The organism is uncultured Barnesiella sp., assembly GCF_946496565.1.
Taxonomy (GTDB): domain Bacteria; phylum Bacteroidota; class Bacteroidia; order Bacteroidales; family Barnesiellaceae; genus Barnesiella; species Barnesiella merdigallinarum.
In genome coordinates this window covers 126,464-143,803 of sequence record NZ_CAMMHD010000002.1, presented here as the reverse complement: position 1 = coordinate 143,803, position 17,340 = coordinate 126,464, and the positions used below count along the sequence as shown (strand labels likewise).

The 17,340-nt window shown below is 50.9% G+C and carries 19 protein-coding genes; 18 read left to right on the top strand and 1 reads right to left on the bottom strand.

Going from position 1 to position 17,340, the window contains the following annotated elements; genetic code table 11:
• Positions 1-87 precede the first annotated feature (87 nt).
• The gene (locus Q1K76_RS01645) at positions 88-1,779 is read right to left on the bottom strand and encodes a leucine-rich repeat domain-containing protein (RefSeq protein WP_300130543.1); all 1,692 of its coding nucleotides are present in this window, start codon (positions 1,777-1,779) and stop codon (positions 88-90) included.
• Between the two features lie 416 nt (positions 1,780-2,195).
• Here Q1K76_RS01645 and Q1K76_RS01640 point away from each other — a divergent pair, with 416 nt between their 5' ends.
• The 18 genes from Q1K76_RS01640 (at position 2,196) to Q1K76_RS01555 (ending at position 17,340) form a co-directional block, all read left to right on the top strand.
• A complete protein-coding gene (locus tag Q1K76_RS01640) occupies positions 2,196-3,854 on the top strand; it encodes an AMP-binding protein (RefSeq protein ID WP_300130541.1) in 1,659 nt (552 codons plus the stop codon).
• Between the two features lie 244 nt (positions 3,855-4,098).
• Positions 4,099-6,057, top strand: a complete 1,959-nt coding sequence (locus tag Q1K76_RS01635; RefSeq protein WP_300130539.1) for a putative porin — start codon at positions 4,099-4,101, stop codon at positions 6,055-6,057.
• A 3-nt stretch (positions 6,058-6,060) separates the two neighbouring features.
• Positions 6,061-6,870, top strand: a complete 810-nt coding sequence (locus Q1K76_RS01630) for a transporter substrate-binding domain-containing protein (RefSeq protein WP_087407383.1) — start codon at positions 6,061-6,063, stop codon at positions 6,868-6,870.
• A 101-nt stretch (positions 6,871-6,971) separates the two neighbouring features.
• Entirely contained in the window at positions 6,972-7,397 is a 426-nt protein-coding gene (locus tag Q1K76_RS01625; RefSeq protein WP_298663464.1) for a SoxR reducing system RseC family protein, read from the top strand.
• 3 nt (positions 7,398-7,400) lie between these two features.
• The gene (locus Q1K76_RS01620; protein ID WP_087407381.1) at positions 7,401-8,246 is read left to right on the top strand and encodes an RnfABCDGE type electron transport complex subunit B; all 846 of its coding nucleotides are present in this window, start codon (positions 7,401-7,403) and stop codon (positions 8,244-8,246) included.
• Positions 8,240-9,574 (top strand): electron transport complex subunit RsxC, encoded by a 1,335-nt coding sequence (gene rsxC / locus Q1K76_RS01615; RefSeq protein ID WP_300130536.1) that lies wholly within the window; start codon positions 8,240-8,242, stop codon positions 9,572-9,574. The genes Q1K76_RS01620 and rsxC overlap by 7 nt, the downstream gene beginning before the upstream one ends.
• Before the next feature lie 15 nt (positions 9,575-9,589).
• Positions 9,590-10,582, top strand: coding sequence for an RnfABCDGE type electron transport complex subunit D (locus tag Q1K76_RS01610; RefSeq protein WP_300130533.1), 993 nt, complete (start codon positions 9,590-9,592; stop codon positions 10,580-10,582).
• 2 nt (positions 10,583-10,584) lie between these two features.
• Positions 10,585-11,193, top strand: coding sequence for an RnfABCDGE type electron transport complex subunit G (locus Q1K76_RS01605; protein ID WP_300130530.1), 609 nt, complete (start codon positions 10,585-10,587; stop codon positions 11,191-11,193).
• Entirely contained in the window at positions 11,186-11,770 is a 585-nt protein-coding gene (locus tag Q1K76_RS01600) for an electron transport complex subunit RsxE (protein WP_258327431.1), read from the top strand. Before Q1K76_RS01605 ends, Q1K76_RS01600 begins: the two co-directional genes overlap by 8 nt.
• A gap of 2 nt (positions 11,771-11,772) precedes the next feature.
• Positions 11,773-12,354: an electron transport complex subunit RsxA gene (gene rsxA, locus Q1K76_RS01595; RefSeq protein WP_087407376.1), complete on the top strand. Its 582-nt coding sequence runs from the start codon at positions 11,773-11,775 to the stop codon at positions 12,352-12,354.
• Between the two features lie 218 nt (positions 12,355-12,572).
• The gene (locus Q1K76_RS01590) at positions 12,573-12,800 is read left to right on the top strand and encodes a 4Fe-4S binding protein (RefSeq protein WP_084546950.1); all 228 of its coding nucleotides are present in this window, start codon (positions 12,573-12,575) and stop codon (positions 12,798-12,800) included.
• A 28-nt stretch (positions 12,801-12,828) separates the two neighbouring features.
• The gene (locus tag Q1K76_RS01585; protein WP_087407375.1) at positions 12,829-13,908 is read left to right on the top strand and encodes a 3-methyl-2-oxobutanoate dehydrogenase subunit VorB; all 1,080 of its coding nucleotides are present in this window, start codon (positions 12,829-12,831) and stop codon (positions 13,906-13,908) included.
• Between the two features lie 39 nt (positions 13,909-13,947).
• Entirely contained in the window at positions 13,948-14,709 is a 762-nt protein-coding gene (locus Q1K76_RS01580; RefSeq protein ID WP_087407374.1) for a thiamine pyrophosphate-dependent enzyme, read from the top strand.
• A gap of 18 nt (positions 14,710-14,727) precedes the next feature.
• On the top strand, positions 14,728-15,270 hold the full coding sequence (locus tag Q1K76_RS01575; protein WP_087407373.1) for a 2-oxoacid:acceptor oxidoreductase family protein: 543 nt from the start codon (positions 14,728-14,730) through the stop codon (positions 15,268-15,270).
• 179 nt (positions 15,271-15,449) lie between these two features.
• Positions 15,450-15,905 carry a DUF4252 domain-containing protein gene (locus Q1K76_RS01570; RefSeq protein WP_258327433.1) on the top strand — a complete coding sequence of 152 codons (456 nt, stop codon included), beginning with the start codon at positions 15,450-15,452 and terminating at the stop codon, positions 15,903-15,905.
• Between the two features lie 11 nt (positions 15,906-15,916).
• Entirely contained in the window at positions 15,917-16,345 is a 429-nt protein-coding gene (locus Q1K76_RS01565; RefSeq protein WP_087407371.1) for a DUF4252 domain-containing protein, read from the top strand.
• A 9-nt stretch (positions 16,346-16,354) separates the two neighbouring features.
• Positions 16,355-16,852: a sigma-70 family RNA polymerase sigma factor gene (locus Q1K76_RS01560; RefSeq protein ID WP_258327434.1), complete on the top strand. Its 498-nt coding sequence runs from the start codon at positions 16,355-16,357 to the stop codon at positions 16,850-16,852.
• Positions 16,849-17,340, top strand: coding sequence for a hypothetical protein (locus tag Q1K76_RS01555; RefSeq protein WP_300130523.1), 492 nt, complete (start codon positions 16,849-16,851; stop codon positions 17,338-17,340). Before Q1K76_RS01560 ends, Q1K76_RS01555 begins: the two co-directional genes overlap by 4 nt.

The window sequence follows — 17,340 nt, the reverse complement described above, 5'->3', positions numbered from 1 at the left end:
CAGCATAGGTAAAACTATCTCTTTACCTATGCTGCTAATTATTATATTATAAATAAAACCTCTTACACAGAATCTATTTCAAACTACCTATATTTTCACTTTGAATACTTGTGTTCCCACTTTTACCAAATAGAGACCGGAAGTTGGCATCTCAATCATAGTATCAAATCCACAATAGACCAAATGCCCCTGCATATTATATACTTCGATTCTAACATCTTTTACACCACCAACAACAATCTGTCCATTCTGTATCACAACAGAAATATCTTTATTATCAATTTGATTTACAGCACTCAGATCTTTGCCTACAATATTTTTGAAATTCTTCCAATAGGTGGCCTCTTTATAAGCATCGACAGCTTCAGCCGGGACAGTTAAAATGGCATTTTGGGTCGTGACTGTATTGAACGTATTAAATTCTATTACAGGAGGTTGTGGATTCCAAGAATAGACTTCTGTTATATTACAATAAGCAAATGCATTATCTTCAATCGATTTCAAAGATTCTCCGAGGGTTAATTGCTGCACACCGGCTCGTTCGAAAGCAGCGAATCCAATTGTTTCCAGTTCTCCGCCAGTTTTCACCGACTTTAAGCTGGAACATTGGTTAAACGCATCATCTCCTATTACCTTCAAATTTCGAGGAAACTCCACATCTTCCAATGCTATACAATCATTAAATGCCCTTCTTCCTATCGTATCGAGTGTTACAGGGAGTACAATTCTCTTTAAACTCGAGCAATAAGAAAACACTTCATCCCCTATGGTTATAAGGTTTGGGGGTAATACAACATGCTCCAACGATTCACATCTCTGAAAAGCATTATGTCTGATATAACGCATGCTTGTAGGAAATATAACCGACTCCAAACTATCGCAACCCGAGAATGCCGAACCCGTTATTTCAGTAATTCCTTCATCAAAAGTGAGCGATTTCAAATTAGGCATAGAGAAGTAAAAAGCATCATCTATTACAGGTCTGGAACCTTTCGTGAAATGAATGGACTTTATAAACGGATAGCTTCTTAAACAGACACCTAAAATCACACCACTCGGCATCTCGACATGAGTCAAACTCGTACAACCTTCGAAAGCATCTCCACCCAACATACGCAAACTATCAGGAAGGTCTATGGCTGCTAACTTTGAGCAATTTTCAAACGCATTCGACTCTATACTAGTTATTGTATTAGGTAATGTTACTCCTACTAAACTATTACATTCCCTAAAAAGGGATCTACTGATAGTTTGTATAACCAATGAAGATAAACGAAACCCTTGAAGTTTTTCGCAATGTGCGAATGCCGATGAACCAATTTCTTCTATTTGTTCTCCCAATTCTACATGTTCTATACCACTATTCGAAAACGCAGATTGACCAATCCTGGTCAATGCTGCCGGAGCTGTAAAACCCGTGAGACTGGTACAATTTGCAAAACAATATGGATTGATTGTGGTTACTCCATTCGGCAGAGAAATGTTTCTCAACTTGATACAGCCATTAAAAGCCGATTGGCCCAATCTCTTAATAGTAGAAGGAAGTATAATTGACGTCATTAAATCATTATTCATACAAGCTCCATCTTCAATTTCAACTGGAGTATAAGACTTACCTTTGTATGAATAAGAACTTGCAATAGTTACATGATCCTGATTAGGAACAATAACGATACTACATGTATCATCCTCTTCCGAGTGAATAAAAAAAACAATACCACTTTCGTCTTTAACCGAGAAAGCATAAGTCAATTGTGTATAACAGACAAATAAAATCAAACACCACAGAGCTCTTCTTAAGATACAATTCCCCATTTTTTATGAATTAAATGTTAGCTTACAAAATTAAGCTCTTTATGTGAATAAATCAAAACTAAAAATATTTTTTTTACTTCGCGTAAAATAGTTCTTAATTTACTATTTAAAGAAGATAACAAAGTGGAAGTGATAACTTAATTATTAAGATATCATTCCCTAAAAAGTATCAATTACATAAAAAAGCTTGAACCTATTTGAGATGCTTTTTGAATCCACTTGAACAAGAGTAAATCTATATATTTTCATATCTCACTTTTTTTTGTATCTTTGTTTGTGGAAGATAGAATAAGACTTGGCAAAAGGCTGAAAAACATTCGGTTTTTCTGCTCTCGTCTTCCGCTATCTTCGTATTTATGTTCCACAATTTTTTTGATTTTATGAATTACGAGAGCTTTAATAAATACATCGAACGAGCCATTAAAGAGAACTGGGAACGCATCGCCTTGAGCGACTTCGACGGCGTCTCTTACCACTACAAAGACATTGCCCGCAAAATTGCCAAAATACACCTGCTGCTCGAGAGCGCGGGTATCGAACACGGCGACAAGGTGGCCATCTGCGGCAAGAACTCGGCACACTGGGCCGTAGCCTTCTTCGCCACCATCACCTACGGGGCTGTGCCCGTTCCTATCCTGCACGAGTTCAAGGCCGACAACATCCACCACATCGTCAACCATTCCGAAGCCAAACTGCTCTTTGTGGGCGACGGGGTGTGGGAGAACCTGAACGAGAACCTGATGAAGGATCTGCGGGGCATTCTTCTGCTCAACGACTTCTCTCTGCTGAAGTCGGAGAGCGAGCGGCTCATCGATACCCGCAACCGGCTGAACGAATACTTCGGCCGTAAGTATCCTTCGCGCTTCACTCCCGAAGCGGTGAGCTACTACGAAGATTCGCCCGAAGAACTGGCCGTCATCAACTACACCTCGGGCTCTACCGGCTTCTCCAAAGGGGTCATGCTCCCCTACCGCAGCCTGTGGTCCAATGTCGAGTTCTGCCTCGAGCACCTGCCCTTCCTCACGGCCGGCGACGGCATCGTGTGCATGCTGCCCATGGCCCACATGTATGGCATGGTCATCGAGATGATACACCCCTTTACCAAGGGGTGCCATCTGCACTTCCTCACCCGGGTGCCCTCGCCCAAGATCATTATGGATGCCTTTGCCACCGTAAAGCCCAAACTGATTATTGCCGTCCCGCTCATTATCGAGAAGATTATCAAAACCAAGGTATTCCCCTTGCTCGAAAAGCCCTTGATGAAGGTGATGCTGAAGGTGCCCTTCCTCGACAGCCAGCTGCTGGCCAAAATCAACGACCGTCTCTACGAAACCTTTGGCGGCAATCTGGTGCAGATGATTATCGGCGGGGCCGCCCTCAACCGAGAGGTCGAGCTCTTTTTGCGTCGTATCGGCTTCCCCTTCACCGTAGGCTATGGCATGACCGAGTGCGGCCCGCTCATCTCGTATGCGCCCTGGGACGAGACCCGCATAGGCTCCTGCGGACGAATTGTCGACCGCATGGAGGGTCGCGTCGACTCACCCGACCCCGAGCACACCGTGGGCGAACTGCAGGTAAAGGGAGCCAACACCATGCTCGGCTATTACAAAAACGAAGAGGCCACCCAAGCCATATTCACTCCCGATGGTTGGATGAAAACCGGCGACCTATGCACCATCGATGCCGATGGATTCGTCTACTTGAGAGGACGCAACAAGAATATGATTCTGGGCCCCTCGGGACAAAACATCTACCCCGAAGAGATTGAAGACCGCCTGAACAACATGCCCTATGTGTGCGAGTCGCTCATCGTCGAGCAGGAGGGAAAACTGGTGGCTCTCGTCTACCCCGACATCGAGAATGCCCAACGCTCCAACCTGACGGGACATGCCCTCGAAGCACAGATGGAGGAGGACATCACCTCACTCAACAAGGAGCTGCCCGCTTACAGCCAGATAAGCCGGTTGAAAATCTATTACGAGGAGTTTGAGAAGACTCCCAAACGCAGCATCAAGCGCTACCTCTACCAGAGCAACTAACAGACCGATATAGATAAACTATCTCTGAAAGCCGGCAGGCCGAACGTAAGCAAACAACCGTTTGGAACTGTCGGTTTTCAGAGTTTTGCAAGAGAGCATCGTCCCGTATCGACGACTACTTCAATTTGGAATGCTTGATATTTATCCACTTTCATCAAGAGAAATTACGGGCAGACTCGGCACTATTTAAAAACTCTGTTTTTCATTTGCCTTTGCGCTCTCCTTTTCCTAACTTTGCAACCCCATGAGAAAGGTCGGCCTATTCATATTACTCGTGTTTTTCTGCGTACTCGCATCGGAGGGCAAGAAAAAACAGAACATACCTGCACCTTATGCCTGGAGCATCACCCAACCGTTAGGGTTGCGTTACGATGTTCCCATGGATACGCTCATGCACAATTTTTACAGCACCGACATCCCCTCGAGCTACTCGACTGCCTACGGTACGACGGGCAATCTGGGAGGTGCCGCCTTCTCCAAGATATTTTTCGACCGAGGCATTCCCTCGGAGTTTTTCTTCAAGGACCCCTTCAGTCACTGGATACAAACGGCATCAACCTGGAAATTCTACAACACGCATATCCCCTTCACCCAGCTCTCCTACCTCACCGGCGGTTCGAAGCAGACAGCTCAAGACGACTTGAAGGCCGTATTTTCGGGAAACATAAACTCTCGGTTGGCTCTGGGCGGTAGCGTGAACTACATCCTGTCGCGAGGTAATTACCAGCATCAGGCTACCAAAGATTTGGCATACAGCATCTTCGGCAGTTATCTGGGCGACCGGTACGACATCCAGTTCTTCCTCAATACCTACAACTTTGTCAATCAAGAGAATGGCGGTATTACCGACGATACCTACATACTCAATCCCGAAGAGGTGCAGGGCGGACAAGCGAGCGTCGATACCCGTACTATCCCTACCAACCTGAGCGATGCCTACAACCGCATACGAGGCAAAGAATACTATGCCACCCAACGCTACAAATTCGGATTTTACCAGGAAGAGCAGCAAGACACTACAGTCATACGCACCTTTGTCCCGGTAACCAGCATTATCCATACTATCGAATATAACGAAAACAAGCACCGGTTTGTCAACCAGTCGGCCACCGAAGATACCACGTTCTTTGCCAATACCTACATGGGACTGGGTGGTACCAACGAAGAGACCACCTACCAGTCGCTGCGAAACACGGTGGGCATATCGTTACTCGAGGGCTTCAACAAATACGCCAAGATGGGGCTGGCCGCTTACCTTACCTATGAATACCGTCACTACTCCATGCCGCGCGATACCCTCTCGGCAGGAACCGTCATCGAAGGCCTCACGCCGCGACCCGACTTCTCCATACCGCGCAACCACAGCGAGAACCTGTTGTGGGTAGGCGGAGAACTGTCGAAACAAAAGGGCGAACTGCTCACCTACAACGTAAACGGCAAATTCGGTCTGGCGGGGTCTGTCATCGGTGACATCGATGTGACGGCCGACGTACGCAGCCGATTCCGCCTGTGGAAAGACACCGTGCAGCTCCAAGCCTACGGATTCTTCAAGAACATAGAGCCCTCCTATTTTTATAAACGATATGCTTCGAACCACTTCATGTGGAACAACAGTTTCGGGAAGACCCGGCGCATGCGCGTGGGCGGCGAACTCAGCGTGAAGCGATGGGGTACCAAGCTGAACGTAGGGGTCGAGAACATACAGAACTACATCTATTTCGACAACAATTGCCTGCCCCAACAAGAGGGCTCCATCATACAGGTGTTTCAAGCCCGTCTCGACCAGAACTTCCGGCTCGGTATTCTCAACTGGGAAAACGAGGTAGTCTATCAAAAGACCAGCAAACCCTCGATTATCCCCTTGCCCGAGTTGAGTGTATACAGCAACCTCTATCTGCTCTTCCGCATTGCCAAGGTACTGCACGTGCAACTGGGCGTCGACTGCCGCTACTACACCAAGTACAAGAGCGAGACCTTCCAGCCGGCCACACTCACCTTCCACACCCAAGACCAAATCGAGGTGGGGAACTATCCCTTTATGAATGCCTACATCAACATGAAGCTGAAGCAGACCCGCTTCTTCGTGATGATGTCGCACGTAAACCAGGGCCTGTTTGGCGGGAACAACTACTTCTCGCTGCCACATTATCCGTTAAACCCGAGAATGTTCCAAATGGGACTCTCCATCGATTTTTCCAATTAGCCTATGAAACTCAAGCATCACCTGTATATATACATTGCCCTGCTGGTGATTGTGGTAGGAGTCATGGCATGGCTGCGGACAAAAAGTTCGGAAGTTCATCCCCGCAGTTTCGAGGAGATTCGCACCGACGGTGTGCTGCGCATCGTAACCGACTATACCCCCCTCTCCTATTATCTGCAAGGCGACAGCCTCTCGGGCTTCGACTATGAACTGGCCCGTATGATAGGTGAGCGGAGTGGACTCTCGATAGAGATTACTCCCGAAGTAAACCTGAGCAAAAGTATCGAAGGACTGGAGTCGGGGCAATACGACATCATCGCCCGGCAGCTGCCCGTTACCTCGGAGATTAAGGAAGAACTCGCCTTCACCGTTCCCCTCCAGCTCAACAAGCAGGTACTTGTACAGCGGAAGCCTGCCGAGGAGGGCAAGAAGCTTATTCGCAACCAGCTCGACCTGGCCGGCAAGACGCTCTACATCGTGAGCGATGCTCCCACCCGGCTGCGCATCAACAACCTGGCCCGCGAGATAGGCGACACCATCTACATTCAGGAAGAGAAGACCTACGGAGCCGAACAGCTCATCATGATGGTGGCTACCGGCGAAATCGAATTTGCCGTGTGCGACAAGGCAATTGCCCAGCAAATGAGCAAAGACTATCCCCAACTCGACTGTAATACCGACATCAGTTTCACCCAATTTCAATCGTGGGCGCTCCGGAAAAACGATTCGACATTACTCGACAGCCTGAATAAATGGATTACCGATATTCAGCAAGAGGATAGATATAAAAAACTGTACGACTCCTATTTCTGACGAAATACCGTAGCCGCAAGGAAAAGAGGCCGCTGCCCTGCCCGCTTGACCGCCGGACAGAGACCCCGTGAAAAACAAAGAAAGAGGATTGGATAGCGAACATGAAAGAGCCTGATATAGAACACGAAGGCATTGTGACGGGAGTGACCGATTCGCACATACTGGTGCGCATCCTGCAACAGTCGGCCTGTGCCGGTTGCCATGCCGCCGGCGTGTGCTCGACAGCCGACCAGAAAGAGAAAATCATCGAGGTAAAACGCGACCGTACCCCGGTACAGATTGGCGACAAGGTGGTGGTAACCCTCGCCGCCAAGGCTGGACACAAGGCCCTGTGGCTCACGGCCGTACTGCCGCTTCTGCTCATCATCCTCTCATTGGCAGCTACGACTCTGGCTCACGCGAGCGAACTCGTCACCGGGCTCTGTGCGCTGGCTGTACCGGCAGTCTACTACACCATACTCTATGGCTATCGCGACCGGCTGAAAAAACAGTTTACATTCTTTTTGAAAAAAACATTTGTCTCATAACTTATGGTAACATCGATCATCATATTAAGTATTATCGGATTGGTCAGTGCGACCCTGCTTTATGTCATCTCCCGCAAATTCCACGTCGAGGAAGACCCGCGTATCGACGAAATCGAGGCGGTGCTCCCGGGAGCCAACTGCGGCGGCTGCGGCTTTGCCGGCTGTCGCAACTTTGCGGAACAATGTGCCAAAGCAACCTCGCTCGACAATCTGCTGTGTCCCGTGGGAGGCAATGCAGTCATGCAAAAGATTGCCCCCATCGTGGGAATGGAAGCCGTGGAACAGGCACCTCGCATTGCGGTAGTGCGCTGCAACGGCTCGTGTGAAAACCGGCCCCGAACCAGCCACTACGAGGGAGCCCACAGCTGTGCGGTAGAAGCCGCCCTCTACTCGGGCGAGAGCAACTGCAACTACGGCTGTCTGGGCGAAGGCGACTGTGCCGCCGCTTGCGACTTCGGGGGCATCACCATGGACCCCGTCACCCGGCTGCCCATCGTCGACCCCAATATCTGTATTGCCTGCGGGTCGTGCGTGAAAGCCTGCCCCCGCAACATCATCGAGTTGCGCAAGCGGCAAGAACCCCGCGTCTACGTAGCCTGCAACAACCGCGACAAGGGCATCATCGCCCGCAAAGTCTGCTCGGTAGCCTGCATCGGCTGCGGCAAATGCGCCAAGAGCTGCCCCAACGGAGCCATCGCCATTACCGACAACCTGGCCTACATCGACGACACGCTCTGCCTCTCGTGCCAGGCCTGCGTCGAAGGGTGCCCCACCCACGCCATACATGTGGTTTGTGAAACTGAAAAAGAGAAAGTATCAACCAACGAAAAGGAATCTGCTATATGTTAAAGACATTTCGCATAGGAGGCATACATCCGAATGAACACAAACTGACGGCCCACTGCCCCGTGACACCGGTAGCCGTACCCCGGCAAGTTGCCATCATGCTCAACCAGCACATAGGCGCACCGGCCAACTGCATCGTGAAGAAGGGCGACACCGTAAAGGTGGGTACACTCATTGCCGAAGCCGGCGGATTCGTTTCGGCCAATATTCACTCGCCCGTATCGGGCACGGTCTCCAAGGTAGACAAGGCGGCCAATGCCTTCGGCCAATATGGCACCACCATCGTCATCGACACCGAGGGCGACGAGTGGGAGGAGAGCATCGACCGCTCGCCCGAACTGAAGGAGGAGATTACGCTTTCCCCGCAAGAGATTATCCAAAAGATAGCCCAGGCTGGTATCGTGGGGCTGGGAGGCGCCACCTTCCCCACCCACGTCAAGCTGATGCCGCCCAAAGAGTTCAAACCCACAGTGCTTATCGTCAACGCCACCGAGTGCGAACCCTACCTGACCGACGACCACGCCCTCATGCTCGAGTCACCCGACCAGATTCTCGTCGGCTGCCGCATTCTGATGAAGGCCATCAACGTGGAGCAGGCCTATATTGGCATCGAAAACAACAAGCCCGATGCCATTGCCCTGCTGCAGCAACACGCCACCCGCTATCCCGGCATCACCATCGTACCGCTGCGTACCCGCTATCCGCAAGGGGGCGAAAAACAGCTCATCGACGCTATCCTGCACAAGCAGGTGGCCAACGGTGCCCTGCCCGTGTCGACCGGTGCCATCGTGCAGAACGTGGGTACGGCCTTCGCCGTCTACGAAGCGGTGCAGAAGAACAAACCGCTCGTCGACCGCATAGTAACCGTCACGGGCGACCACATAGCCAAGCCGGGCAACTACCGGGTGCGGCTCGGCATGTCGATGCACGAACTGATTGACATAGCGGGCGGCCTGCCCGACGACTGTGCCAAAGTGATACTGGGCGGCCCCATGATGGGCAAAGCGGTGTCGAACATCGACTCGCCCATATCCAAAGGCTGTTCGGGTATTGTGATACTGGACGAGAAGCATGCACACCGCGGAGCCATAGAGCCCTGCATACGGTGTGGCAAATGCGTATCGGCCTGCCCCATGGGACTCGAACCCTTCCTGCTGGCCAAACTGTCACAGAACCATCTGTTCGACCGGGCCGAGCGGGAGCTCATCACCTCGTGCCTCGAGTGTGGTTGCTGCTCATACAGCTGCCCGTCGAACCGCCCGATTCTCGACTATATACGAGTCGGCAAAAATGCCGTAAACCGAATTATACGATCCAGAAAACAATCCTAATCTACGCTTTTCGAAATGGAACTAACCGTATCACCTGCTCCTCACATACACGGTCGCCTGTCGGCCTCGCAGTGTATGTACAGCGTCATCATTGCCCTGTTGCCGGCATTCGCTGTATCGCTCTATTTCTTTGGAGTCGGAGCCTTAATCGTCACCCTCACGTCGATACTTTCGTGTGTCGTCGTCGAATACCTCATACAAAAATTTCTGCTGAAAGTGAAACCCACCATCGGCGACGGCTCGGCCATTCTCACCGGGTTGCTGCTGGGTTTCAACCTGCCCTCCAACCTGCCGGTCTGGATTGTCATCATCGGCTCGATTGCGGCAATAGGCATCACCAAGATGGCTTTCGGCGGACTGGGCAACAACCTTTTCAACCCCGCGCTGGTCGGTCGGGTATTCCTGCTTATCTCCTTCCCCACCTACATGACACAGTGGCCCGTGCCGAGTACTTCGCGCTGGAGCTATACCGATGCCGAGACCGGTGCCACGCTGCTCTCTAAACTGAAAGAGGAAGGGAGCCAATGGGTAAGCCAGGTCAATATCTCGGACCTGTGGATAGGCAACCAGGGCGGAAGTCTGGGCGAAGTGGGCGCCATCGCCCTGCTCATCGGATTTGCCTTTTTGCTCTACCGCCGCATCATCAGCTGGCACATCCCCGTGTCGATACTGGCCACGGTATTCGTGTTCAGCTTTGCCCTGGGCCTGGGCGAAGAGTTGAGCGCACAAGCCTCGGGTGCCTGGCAACATGCCTTCGACTTTGCCCTCATCCAACTGCTTTCGGGCGGACTTCTGCTGGGTGCCATCTACATGGCTACCGACTATGTGACCTCGCCCATGACCTCGCGGGGCATGATCATCTACGGCATCGGTATCGGCATCCTCACCGTCGTTATCCGCCAGTGGGGCGGCTACCCCGAGGGGGTGTCGTTCGCTATCCTCATTATGAACGCGTTTACTCCGCTCATCAACAACTATGTGAAACCTAAACGATTCGGGAGGGCATAACCATGAAGAAGAAAGAATCTACATTGTGGAACATGCTTTGGTCGCTCACTCTCATTACGGCCATTGCCGGTGGTCTGCTGGGCTACACCTACCAACTCACCGAAGAACCGATAGCCCGGGCCTCCAAAGCCAGTCGGGAGAAAGCCATACAACAGGTGATACCGACCTATGACAACTCGCCGCTGGACGAGCAGATGACCTACACCGTACATAACGAATACGGCGAAACCACCGCCACCATATATCCCGCCAAACTGGGCGGCAAGCTCGCAGGGGCTGCCGTCGAGTGCAGCAACAACACCGGCTACGGCGGCGAGATTCGCATTATCGTAGGGTTCGAAGCCGACGGTACCATCAAAGACTATCAGGTGTTGAAACATCAGGAGACCCCCGGCTTGGGAGCCAAGATGGGCGACTGGTTCCACACCGACAAAAACAACCAGAGCATCATCGGGAAATCGCCCGAAGAGTGCAATTTTCACGTAACGAAAGACTCGGGCGACATCGACGCCATCACCGCCGCCACCATCACCTCGCGGGCGTTCCTGGCTGCCGTGCGTACGGCATACGCTGCCTACACCGAATCGCTGAAAGGAGGCAACCATGAATAAGACGAAAATCCTTTTGAACGGGCTCATCAAAGAGAACCCCACCTTTGTACTGCTGCTGGGCATGTGCCCCACGCTGGGAACCACCACCTCGGCCATGGGCGGCCTGGGCATGGGACTCTCTACCCTGTTTGTGCTCATCTGCTCCAACGTCGTCATCTCGATGGTCAAGAGCATTATTCCCGACAAGGTGCGCATCCCCGCCTTCATCGTCATCATCGCCACATTCGTGACCATTCTGCAGCTCTGCATGCAGGCCTACCTGCCCGAGCTCTATGCCACGCTGGGACTCTTCATCCCGCTCATCGTGGTCAACTGCATCCTGCTGGGTCGTGCCGAGGCATTTGCCGCCAAGCATACACCGGGCGAATCGTTCTTCGACGGACTGGGCATCGGGCTGGGATTTACCGTAGCCCTTACCCTGCTGGGTTGTGTGCGCGAATTTTTGGGCACGGGTCACATCTTCGGGCTGCCCATCTATCCCGAGGAGTATGGCTCGCTCATCTTCATTTTGGCCCCTGGTGCCTTCATTGTTCTGGGATTCTTAATTGCCATTATCCACTCCATTAAAACCCGATAATCATGCTCACCTATATATCTATATTTATTACTGCGATATTCGTCAACAATATCGTGCTCTCGCAGTTCCTGGGTATCTGCCCCTTCCTGGGCGTATCCAAACGCATCGACTCGGCGCTGGGTATGGGTGCGGCCGTCACCTTCGTCATGACGCTGTCGACCATCGTCACCTACCTGCTGCAAACCTATCTGCTCATGCCGCTGGGGCTCGACTACATGCAGACCATCGTCTTCATCCTGGTCATTGCCGCTCTGGTGCAACTGCTCGAAATCATCATCAAGAAAATTGCCCCTGCACTCTACCAGGCACTGGGCGTATTCCTGCCGCTTATCACAACCAACTGTACCATATTGGGTGTGGCCCTGATTGTGATTCAAAAAAACATGACCCTGCTCGAGTCTACCGTCTATGCCATATCGACGGCGCTGGGCTTCACGCTGGCCCTCGTGCTCTTTGCCGGCATGCGCGAACAGATGAGTCTTTCGAGCATCCCCAAGGCCATGCAGGGTACTCCCATCGCACTCGTAGCCGCCGGACTGTTGGCCATGGCTTTCATGGGATTTTCGGGCATAAAAATAGGCTAACTTTCAAATCGTAAGTCATATAGCAATCTACTCTATGTTATAAAACATATTTCAAAGAAATTATAACGATTTATTATATTTTAGTTGATTTTCGTATCAATCCATTAGTTTGAAAGTCAACCTTTTATACAGATAGGTAGTTTTGAGAAAAAACTACCTATTTTGCTATCAATTTAAAAATATATTTTTTATATTTGTGAAACTAAAAACAATAACATATGGCTAAAATCAAAGGCGCTGTCGTCGTTAACAAAGAACGTTGCAAAGGCTGCGAACTATGCGTGGTCGCCTGTCCCAGTCAGGTTCTCGCATTACAGCCTACCGAAGTTAATGATCGAGGTTATCATTATGCTTTCATGCAAAATCCCGACGCATGTATCGGGTGTGCAAGTTGCGGACTCGTATGTCCCGACGGGTGTATCACCGTATATAAAGTAAAATTGTAACCGGTTCATTCCGATAAATCCGTTAATTATGAAAGAAGAGATAAAACTGATGAAGGGTAACGAAGCCATAGCCCATGCAGCTATACGCTATGGAGCCGATGGTTATTTCGGATACCCCATTACTCCCCAGTCGGAGGTGATGGAAACGCTCATGGAAGAGCAACCGTGGGAAACGACCGGTATGGTTGTATTGCAAGCCGAGAGCGAAGTGGCTGCCATCAACATGGTGTATGGCGGTGCCAGTTGCGGCAAGGCCGTGATGACGACCTCGTCGAGTCCCGGTGTAAGTTTGATGCAGGAGGGTGTCTCCTACCTGGCAGGTGCCGAGTTGCCCTGCTTGATTGTCAACGTCATGCGAGGAGGCCCGGGTCTGGGTACCATCCAGCCGAGTCAGGCCGACTACTTCCAGGCTACCAAAGGCGGCGGTCACGGCGACTACCACCTCATTACGCTGGCTCCCGCATCGGTACAGGAGATGGCCGATTTCGTGGCACTGGGTTTCGACCTGGCCTTCAAATACCGTAACCCTGCTATTCTGCTGGCCGACGGTGTTATCGGGCAGATGATGGAAAAGGTGGTTTTGCCTCCCTTCCGCAAACGCCGCACCGAAGAAGAGATACGCCAGCAAAATCCGTGGGCTACACTGGGAAAACCCAAAGACCGCAAACGGAACGTAGTTACCTCGCTCGAACTCGACCCCGCCATCATGGAGCAGAACAACATCCGCTTCCAGGCCACCTACAAACGCATTGCCGAAAACGAGGTCCGCTACGAAGAGATCAACTGTGAAAACGCCGACTACCTGATAGTTGCCTTCGGTTCCATGTCGCGTATCTGCCAGAAGACCATCGAACTGGCTGCCGAAGAGGGTATCAAGATAGGTCTGTTGCGACCCATCACGCTGTGGCCCTTCCCCACGGAAGCCATCGCCCGCCAGGCCGATCATGTGAAAGGCATCCTTTCGGCCGAGCTCAATGCCGGACAAATGGTAGAAGATGTTCGTCTGGCCGTCAACGGAAAAGTACGGGTAGAACACTTCGGCCGTCTGGGAGGTATCGTTCCCACGCCCGACGAAGTTCTGACCGCACTGAAAGAAAAACTAATGTAAATACCCGAACCTGAAGGTGGTTCATAACTCATACGCATTATGGATATCAACGAAATTATAAAGCCCGAGAACCTGGTTTACACGAAACCTCGGCTCATGAACGATAATCCCATGCACTACTGCCCGGGTTGTAGCCATGGCGTAGTACATAAACTCATTGCCGAAGTCATCGACGAAATGGGTATTGAAGAAGAGACAATAGGTGTAGCCCCCGTAGGGTGTGCCGTATTTGCCTACAACTATATCGACGTCGACTGGATCGAAGCCGCTCACGGTCGTGCACCGGCCATCGCTACTGCCGTAAAACGACTCAACCCCAAGAAGATGGTATTCACCTACCAAGGCGACGGCGACCTGGCTGCCATCGGTACGGCCGAGACCATCCACGCCTGCAACCGTGGCGAAAACATTGCCATCATATTCATCAATAACGGTATATATGGTATGACCGGCGGTCAGATGGCACCTACTACCCTCGAGGGTATGAAGACCTCGACCTGCCCCTATGGCCGTAACGTAGCCTTGAACGGATACCCCCTGCGCATTGCCGAACTGGTGGAACGCGTCGACGGTACCTGCTATGTAACCCGCCAGAGCGTGCACACTCCCGCCGCCATACGCAAAGCCAAGAAAGCCATCCGTCTGGCCTTCGAAAACTCGATGGCCGGCAAAGGCACCTCGATGGTCGAAATCGTATCGACCTGTAACTCGGGTTGGAAAATGTCTCCCGTCAAATCCAACCAATGGATGGAGGAACACATGTTTGCCAAATACCCGCTGGGAGACCTCAAAAACGTATAATCAAAAAACACGACCGACATGAAAGAAGAAATTATCATAGCTGGATTCGGCGGACAAGGCGTGCTCTCGATGGGTAAGATACTCGCCTACTCCGGACTGATGGAAGGCAAAGAGGTTACCTGGATGCCTTCGTACGGACCCGAACAACGAGGCGGTACGGCCAACGTGACGGTAATCCTCAGCGACGAGCGCATCAGCTCGCCGGTATTGAACTCGTTCGACGTGGCTGTCATCCTGAACCAACCCTCGCTCGAGAAGTTTGAAAACAAGGTAAAACCGGGTGGCATTCTCATCTACGACGGTTACGGAATACACCACCCCCCTACGCGTACCGACATCAACGTCTATCGCATCAACGCCATGGAGGCTGCTATCGAAATGAACAACACCAAGGCCCTGAACATGATTGTATTGGGAGGTTTGCTCAAGTTGAAACCGATGGTAAGCATGGAGAATGTGCTGAAGGGACTTAAGAAATCGCTTCCCGAACGCCACCACAACCTCATTCCGTTGAACGAGAAAGCCATCTTGAAAGGCATGGAAATTATTCAAAAGGCTTAAATAAGCTCTTGAAAATAAGTATACCATAGAGAACGAGAGAAAAGAATCACACTTTTCTCTCGTTTTTTTTATTTTCTTTGTAACATATTCCCGGATTGTTCGTCCTCTATATGAAAACCGAAGATAAAGCGCTTATCACCCGGAATCAGAATGAAGGACCTAATAAAAAAATGAATAAGATGAAAACCCGAATCTTCCTCACCGCATTGCTCCTGCTGGGCTGCTCGTCGGCCATCGTAGCCGGGAACTGTATCGACAACCTGTCACGCTCGATTGCCCGACTGCCCGAAGCACAAACCGTCAACATAAACCCGTTTGTCATGAACTTGATCAAACCCTTCTCGTCCGAAATGAAAGGGGTGAAATCGATGAACATAGTCAGTGCCGAAGATATTTCGACTGCCGACTATACCCGGCTGAAAAAGCTGATAGAGGATTGCCAGAGCGAAGGCTACGAGACGATTATCTCGTCGAATGAAGATGGAGAGATAGCCCGCATACTGATGAAGATGGAGAAAGACAAGATCAGAGAAATCGTCATTCTCTCTCTCGAAGAGGACGAGGCAAACCTCATACGCATCAAAGGCGCAATAGATCCCAAACAACTGAACGAAATTATCGAAAACAACAAATAATACCTCCAGCCATGAAAACAAGAATCTTTACACTCTCCATCTTGCTGCTCTCGGCCTTGACAGTCTTGGCCGGGAACAAGATAGACAAACTGTTCGACCAGGTAAAGGACCTGCCCAACGCCGAGTATACCCACGAAAAGATAAGCAAAACAGAGAAAAAGGGAGTAATCGATGGCATCAAGAACCTGGAAGCCGTCGAAGCTGCCATCGACGAAAGCACTTACCAAACTCTGCGAAAGACGATTGTGAAGGGGGATTACAAGCCCTACGAAATGCTCATCGATACCCATGACGATGACGAAGTGGTGAAAATCCTTATGAAACGCAATAAGAAGAAAATTACCGAAGTCGTCATCATCGACCTCGAAAAAGATGAAATCAATCTGGTAAGATTCAAAGGGAATCTGAAATCAGAGCTCCTGAACAAAACGATAGAATAGTCGACCGATATGACTCACGCGGAGTTTAAAGCGAGATTCCTGCCCTACTACCAAAAGCTCTACCGCATCGCCTACCGATACGTGGGCAATGCGTGCGACGCCGAGGATATGGTACAGAGCACCTACCTGAAGCTGTGGGAGAAGCAGGATTTTCTCGAGCATGTCGAAAGCGACGAAGCCTATGCCGTCACCACCTTGAAGCACATGTGCCTCGACAAGTTGAAGGCTCCGCTCGTCCAGACCGACGACGAATCGGGACTGGTTGGCGAGAGTTCGCCGGAGCCTCCACCCGACCAGGCACTCGAGCAGAAAGAAGAGATGAAGATAGTGCTGCACATCATCTCCGAGTTGCCCGAACAGCAACGGCAGGTTGTACTGCTGAGGCATTTCGAAGAGAAGAGCACAGAAGAAATAGAACGCGAAACCGGCCTGAGCAACGCCAACATACGGGTGTTGCTCTCGCGGGCCCGAAAAACGATTAAAGAACTATTTACACAAACGATATGACCACACAAGAGTTACGAAAACAAATAGACTCCTTCTTTGAAGGCAATCTGTCGGAGGCCGACGAACAAGCGTTGAGAGACTATTTGGCCACTCACGAGGTTCCACAGGAATTTCTCGCCGAGAAGCGCATCGTCCTCGCACTCGTGCCCCACACGGTCGAAATCCCCGAGGGGCTGGAAGAGCGGCTGTCGTCATTTATAGACCGGCTGCCGGCCCGCAAAAAAGCGATGCGCATCGCTCCCGTCTGGCGATGGGTAAGCGGTATTGCCGCTATCGTGGTTCTGGCCTCGGCTGCCGCACTCTATTTCACCCGACAACCAGCCTCGCCCCAACCTAACGCCCAAGAGATGTATGCCTGCGCCGAGGCTCAACGAGCCTTGCTGCTCGTCTCTCAGAAACTGAACAAAGGTACCCAGCAGTGGCAACAGGCCCAACAGGAGATTATCAAGACCAACCGAATCATCAACAAACATTTCAAATACGAATAA

Bases quoted from the DNA above. Each gene is read 5' to 3' on its own strand.
- Q1K76_RS01640 (WP_300130541.1), top strand. From the start codon at position 2,196: ATGAATTACGAGAGCTTTAATAAATACATCGAACGAGCCATTAAAGAG.
- Q1K76_RS01635 (WP_300130539.1), top strand. From the start codon at position 4,099: ATGAGAAAGGTCGGCCTATTCATATTACTCGTGTTTTTCTGCGTACTC.
- Q1K76_RS01630 (WP_087407383.1), top strand. From the start codon at position 6,061: ATGAAACTCAAGCATCACCTGTATATATACATTGCCCTGCTGGTGATT.
- Q1K76_RS01625 (WP_298663464.1), top strand. From the start codon at position 6,972: ATGAAAGAGCCTGATATAGAACACGAAGGCATTGTGACGGGAGTGACC.
- Q1K76_RS01620 (WP_087407381.1), top strand. From the start codon at position 7,401: ATGGTAACATCGATCATCATATTAAGTATTATCGGATTGGTCAGTGCG.
- rsxC (WP_300130536.1), top strand. From the start codon at position 8,240: ATGTTAAAGACATTTCGCATAGGAGGCATACATCCGAATGAACACAAA.
- Q1K76_RS01610 (WP_300130533.1), top strand. From the start codon at position 9,590: ATGGAACTAACCGTATCACCTGCTCCTCACATACACGGTCGCCTGTCG.
- Q1K76_RS01605 (WP_300130530.1), top strand. From the start codon at position 10,585: ATGAAGAAGAAAGAATCTACATTGTGGAACATGCTTTGGTCGCTCACT.
- Q1K76_RS01600 (WP_258327431.1), top strand. From the start codon at position 11,186: ATGAATAAGACGAAAATCCTTTTGAACGGGCTCATCAAAGAGAACCCC.
- rsxA (WP_087407376.1), top strand. From the start codon at position 11,773: ATGCTCACCTATATATCTATATTTATTACTGCGATATTCGTCAACAAT.
- Q1K76_RS01590 (WP_084546950.1), top strand. From the start codon at position 12,573: ATGGCTAAAATCAAAGGCGCTGTCGTCGTTAACAAAGAACGTTGCAAA.
- Q1K76_RS01585 (WP_087407375.1), top strand. From the start codon at position 12,829: ATGAAAGAAGAGATAAAACTGATGAAGGGTAACGAAGCCATAGCCCAT.
- Q1K76_RS01580 (WP_087407374.1), top strand. From the start codon at position 13,948: ATGGATATCAACGAAATTATAAAGCCCGAGAACCTGGTTTACACGAAA.
- Q1K76_RS01575 (WP_087407373.1), top strand. From the start codon at position 14,728: ATGAAAGAAGAAATTATCATAGCTGGATTCGGCGGACAAGGCGTGCTC.
- Q1K76_RS01570 (WP_258327433.1), top strand. From the start codon at position 15,450: ATGAAAACCCGAATCTTCCTCACCGCATTGCTCCTGCTGGGCTGCTCG.
- Q1K76_RS01565 (WP_087407371.1), top strand. From the start codon at position 15,917: ATGAAAACAAGAATCTTTACACTCTCCATCTTGCTGCTCTCGGCCTTG.
- Q1K76_RS01560 (WP_258327434.1), top strand. From the start codon at position 16,355: ATGACTCACGCGGAGTTTAAAGCGAGATTCCTGCCCTACTACCAAAAG.
- Q1K76_RS01555 (WP_300130523.1), top strand. From the start codon at position 16,849: ATGACCACACAAGAGTTACGAAAACAAATAGACTCCTTCTTTGAAGGC.